Below are 782 nucleotides of genomic sequence, written 5' to 3' on the forward strand. Positions count from 1 at the left end.
GGCGGCGCTCGCGGTCTCGCGGACGTGGCCGACGAGTCGGCGTTCGCGCCGGGCGAGGTGCCCGGTCCGCTCGCCGACGCCGCCTGGCGCCGCGTCGACGAGCTGGCGGCGCGCATGGACGCGGGCCGCACCCGGCGGCAGCGGCTCCGGGCGATGGCGTCGCTCGCGTCGCTGCGGCGGGCGCGCGGCGGACGGGATCCCGGTCCTGCTGCCCGGCGGCGTCCTCTCCGTCCCTGACGGCTCCTCCCCAGCTCCGGGCCGCGGATCCCGTCCACGACGCGCCGCCGTCTCCCCGCGGCGTCGTCGCGCACCTGGTGTCCTCGCGCGGTGGACATCTCCCCGCCCCCGTCACCCGCGCCCGCCCCACCGCCCCCGTTCCCCGTGCTCGGCGTCGCGGCGCCGCTCGTCGTCAGCGTCGCCGTCTGGGCCATCACCCGCTCGCCCTACGCGCTGCTGTTCGCCGCGCTCGGGCCCGTCGTCGCCGTGGCGGGCGTCGCGGACCAGCGCATCTCCGGTCGCCGCTCGGCCCGCGGCGCGGAGCGCGAGTCCCTGGCCGCGTCCGAGCGCCTCCACGCGGAGGTGCGGGCGCGCGTCGCCGCCGTGCGCGTCGCCCTCGCGTCGCGGGCGCCGTCCGCGCGCGAGATCCTCGACGGCAGCGTCAACCCCGCGCTCCTCTGGCGGGCGGATCCGGGCGGCGACGCGCCCCCGATCGCGCTCGGCACGGGCGACGTGCCGAGCGGGCTGGTGTGGCGGGGCGACCCGGACGCCCGCGTGCCGGATCC

The 782-nt window shown here is 80.8% G+C and carries 1 protein-coding gene and 1 pseudogene; both read left to right on the forward strand.

What is annotated here, in order from left to right; genetic code table 11:
• Positions 1-237 (forward strand): hypothetical protein (locus tag DZG00_RS16005; RefSeq protein ID WP_147360091.1); only part of this gene is annotated, 237 nt, incomplete at its 5' end.
• A gap of 90 nt (positions 238-327) precedes the next feature.
• Positions 328-782, forward strand: a pseudogene (locus DZG00_RS16010) (FtsK/SpoIIIE domain-containing protein); the annotation flags it as partial.

Origin of the sequence: Clavibacter lycopersici, assembly GCF_003576405.1 — a bacterium.
Taxonomy (GTDB): domain Bacteria; phylum Actinomycetota; class Actinomycetes; order Actinomycetales; family Microbacteriaceae; genus Clavibacter; species Clavibacter lycopersici.